Source organism: Rhodoferax sp. UBA5149 (genome assembly GCF_002413825.1).
Taxonomy (GTDB): Bacteria; Pseudomonadota; Gammaproteobacteria; order Burkholderiales; family Burkholderiaceae_C; genus Rhodoferax.
In genome coordinates this window covers 1-3,556 of the sequence record NZ_DHXT01000163.1, presented here as the reverse complement: position 1 = coordinate 3,556, position 3,556 = coordinate 1, and the positions used below count along the sequence as shown (strand labels likewise).

At 60.7% G+C, this 3,556-nt stretch carries 5 protein-coding genes; all 5 read right to left on the bottom strand.

Annotated elements, in window-relative coordinates; genetic code table 11:
• Positions 1 to 413: FAD-binding protein (locus B3V69_RS14955; RefSeq protein ID WP_296447809.1), on the bottom strand; the 413-nt coding region annotated here is incomplete at its 3' end.
• Between the two features lie 67 nt (positions 414 to 480).
• A complete protein-coding gene (locus tag B3V69_RS14950) occupies positions 481 to 1,422 on the bottom strand; it encodes an SMP-30/gluconolactonase/LRE family protein (protein WP_296447808.1) in 942 nt (313 codons plus the stop codon).
• The gene (locus B3V69_RS14945; RefSeq protein ID WP_296447807.1) at positions 1,419 to 1,577 is read right to left on the bottom strand and encodes a hypothetical protein; all 159 of its coding nucleotides are present in this window, start codon (positions 1,575 to 1,577) and stop codon (positions 1,419 to 1,421) included. Before B3V69_RS14945 ends, B3V69_RS14950 begins: the two co-directional genes overlap by 4 nt.
• A gap of 96 nt (positions 1,578 to 1,673) precedes the next feature.
• The gene (locus tag B3V69_RS14940) at positions 1,674 to 2,393 is read right to left on the bottom strand and encodes an Asp/Glu/hydantoin racemase (protein ID WP_296447806.1); all 720 of its coding nucleotides are present in this window, start codon (positions 2,391 to 2,393) and stop codon (positions 1,674 to 1,676) included.
• A gap of 785 nt (positions 2,394 to 3,178) precedes the next feature.
• A partial coding sequence (locus B3V69_RS14935; RefSeq protein WP_349679220.1) for a VOC family protein occupies positions 3,179 to 3,556 on the bottom strand: 378 nt, incomplete at its 5' end.

The window sequence follows — 3,556 nt, the reverse complement described above, 5'->3', positions numbered from 1 at the left end:
TCGCCGCGGCCATTGAGCAGGGTGACCCCCAGCACGAAGTCGCGCACGGCGCCGACGCTGGCACGGGCCGGACCGCTCAGGCCGGCCGCCACCATGCCGCCGCAGGTGGCGGTGCCCGGTGCGGCGCCAGAACGCCCGAAACGGGGCGGCTCGAAGGCCAAGCATTGACCCTGCTCGGCCAGGGCGGCCTCCAAATCCGCCAGCGGCGTGCCGGCGCGCACCGTCACCACCAACTCACTGGGTTCGTAACTGATGATGCCCTTGAGCGGGGTGGTGTCCAGCAGCTCGCCTTGCAGCGACTGGCCATAAAAATCTTTGGAGCCGCCACCGCGAATGCGCAGGGGCGTACGGTCAGCGGCGGCCGCATGAATGCGGTCGGTGATCTGGCGAAGCGAAGAATCGAAGGATGACATGCGGTCGATGGTAAGAGGCCGTAGGCACCCCTGGTTTGAATTTTTTGAAACCTTTGGGTTCAAAAAATTAGTCGGCGAAGAAGTTCACCGGCAAGCCCGGCACCTCCACGCGCATGGAAAACACGCAGCCCGACAGCGGGAAGGCTTGCAGTTCGGCGGCACTTCGGTTGTGGCGCGCGCTGGTGAGGTACAGCGTTTGCAAATCCTCGCCACCGAAGCAGGGCATGGTGGGGCATTGCGCCGGGGTTGCGAACTCGGCCAGCAGGGCGCCGCTGGCTGAAAACTTGCACACCCGACGGCCCTCGAACAGGGCCACCCAGTAGTTGCCCTGCAGGTCCACGGCGGCGCCGTCCGGGCGGCCCTGGTAAGTGCCTTGATCGAATTGCCAGTCCGCGGGCTTGGGCGCGAACTGCGCAAAGGTACGGTGCGCCGTCATGCTGTTGCTGTGCACTTCAAAATCCCAGGCATGCACCACGTGGCTGGGCGTGTCGGCCCAGTACAGGGTGCGGCCGTCGGGGCTCCAGGCCAGGCCGTTGGCGGTGGTGGCAGGCAGCGTCGTTTGATCGAGCTTGCGTTCGATCAACGGGCTGCCGCCTTCGCGGCAATCCAGCGAATACAGCGCGGCGTTGCGCGCCACGCGCGTCTCGTCAATGGTGCCGATCCAGAAACGCCCGAGGGCGTCGCATTTGCCATCGTTGGCGCGCATCTGCGCCGGGTCGTAATCGAGGGTGGCGATGTGCTGCAGCGGCCCGCGCCACGCGCGGGCGCGGAACACGCCGTGGCGTAGCGCCATCACCAGGCCGCCACTGGCCGCCGGCGCGATGCAGCCGGGCTCGCAGGGCAGGTCCCAGGTTTCAACACGGCCGGTCTCGACATGGACGCGCAGGATTTGTTTGCCCGAAATATCCACCCAGTACAGCATGTGCTCCTGCGGATGCCAGAACGGCGACTCGCCCAGTTCGCAGGGCTGGCGGGTGACGGCTTGCCAGTTGACAGGGGGCGCGCTCATGTGACGCGCGCCACATGAATACGCATCTCGGCAGACATGGATTCGCCCGGTTGCAGCACGCGCACGCCCAGCCACAAACCGGCGATGGCCGCGCCCAAGGCGGGCGCAATTTCACGGCGAAAAGTGTCACACGAAAGTTCGAGGGCGGATGTCATGGTGGGGGGCTCCTTGAACAGCATTGACCGAACGTTTGAGATGAGAGGCGGCGCCCGGCTTGCCGGGTGACGTCCTCTCTCTAAAAGGGTTAGCCGTCATTGTCCGAGGCATGCCAGAAGGCTTTGCACCCCGATCCTTGGGCTGGAAAGTACTTCGACACCAAGCTCACGCAAACTTTCGGCCGCCGACGCCATGGACGCTTGGGCCAAGACAATGACATTTGCAGTTCTTGGTGCTGTGCGTACGGCCTGAACGACTGCTTCTATGTAGGCTTCCCGATCACCGTTGGTGAAATGCGGCCATGCATCACTGGCCAAAACAAGTTGAATTTCTGTGTTGATTCCGACCGCTGAGGCTGACTCTTGGATAAGGTCGACAGTGGGTTTCAGCGTGCTTTCGAGCGCTGCGACAACCAATATGTGAGGCCCTAGCTTGACGGCTCTATCTGCCATGGCGCGGTCGATTCGTGCGGCGATAAAACGACCGTCGGTTGGTGTTTTTTCGGCTGCTCCACCAATAGTTGAGCAAGTACACGCGACGATTGCAGCACCGTTTGACGCCGCAGACTTCATTGCATCTTGAACGCGGGCGACTAGGGCAGGGTCGGCCGGGCCAACGCTCTGGGCTTCCGCCAACAGGTCTTCTGCGACGACGTGCTCGATCTTTATCGCTGGGTTTGCGGCTCTGACGAGACGTTCAAATGTCTCGACATGAACAGGCGAGGTGTGAAGAAAGGCTATGTGCTGGCGCATGTGGTCGCCTCGACTGATGGGATAGGTTTCGCGCTGTACTTCACGGTTGAATTCTCGCTTCATTGCCACTAGCACGCGACCAGAGTGAGGACATTGCATGAAGGACGCAGCCAGCAAGCGCGAGATAAATTGCAAGCCATGCGACCGGCCTGGCCAAGCTTGGGTTATTCGATTCAACGAAGAAAGAAGTGGTGAGCAAGAACGGCCCAATGAGAATGGCAAGACCAGCTATCGACTGCGCCACGCCGAGAGACCGATTGCGTAGAGGATTGAGATAGCACCCAAGAAGCACATTAAGCAAAGAAGACCACAACAAATAGATGTGAGAGGAACGGTACAGGAGTCTTGGCCCGTCTGCCATCTCGCGCAGGTGGCCGTGAACCAAGTGCATGTATTGGCCTGTGAGCACGAACGTGATGAACCCAAGGGTGCCGATGACTAGGTGAATTGTTCGGAGGCGATTCATAAGAAACCTAACGTTGAAGTTGTGTGACGGCGAAGCCATCCCACACGAACGATTGGTGTGCGCCCAGCATGGGGGCGAACTTATGGGGTGAAGGTCCCATGTGGGACAACCGAATCGGACTCATAGCGAGCAATCTTAACCACTAGCCGACGGCAAGGGCTGAGCCGCGAGGGTTGGTCTTGATGACGCCCGAGTGCAAATGTGCGAGACGACGGACAGAAACCGCATGGTCAAGGCCGAGGGAGTCGATGGCCAAGCTGTCACATGAGCCTGGCCTCGGGTGGCGACAGCACGCCGGCCGCTTCAAATTGGATGTTGCCGCAATGGCAACTGCCTTGGTAGGTCGTTGTTGGTGTCGTGGTCTTCGTCGTTCGCTTCATGGTCAGGGCATCTCCGGTGAAGGCACGATGACCATCCAGCCCACGCCGAATTTGTCTTCGACCATGCCAAAGCAGGGCGACCAAAATGTCTTGCCCAGTGGCATCGTCACTTTGCCACCGCCTTGCTGTAGCGCGGTGAACTTGCGGTCGGCCTCGGCCGCATCAGCCACGCCAAGGCTCAGGGTGAAGCCTTTGAAAGTGGGCTGCATATTGCTGTTGCCGTCGGACACCATCAGGTTCATCTGTCCGATGCGCAGGTTGGCGTGCATGATTTTGTTTTCAAAGCCTGGGGGAATCGCACCGGGCGGTGGTGGCTCGGGGGCTTCGTTCATGCGCATTTGCAGGGTCACTTCTGCGCCTAGTGTAGTGTTGCATTCTGT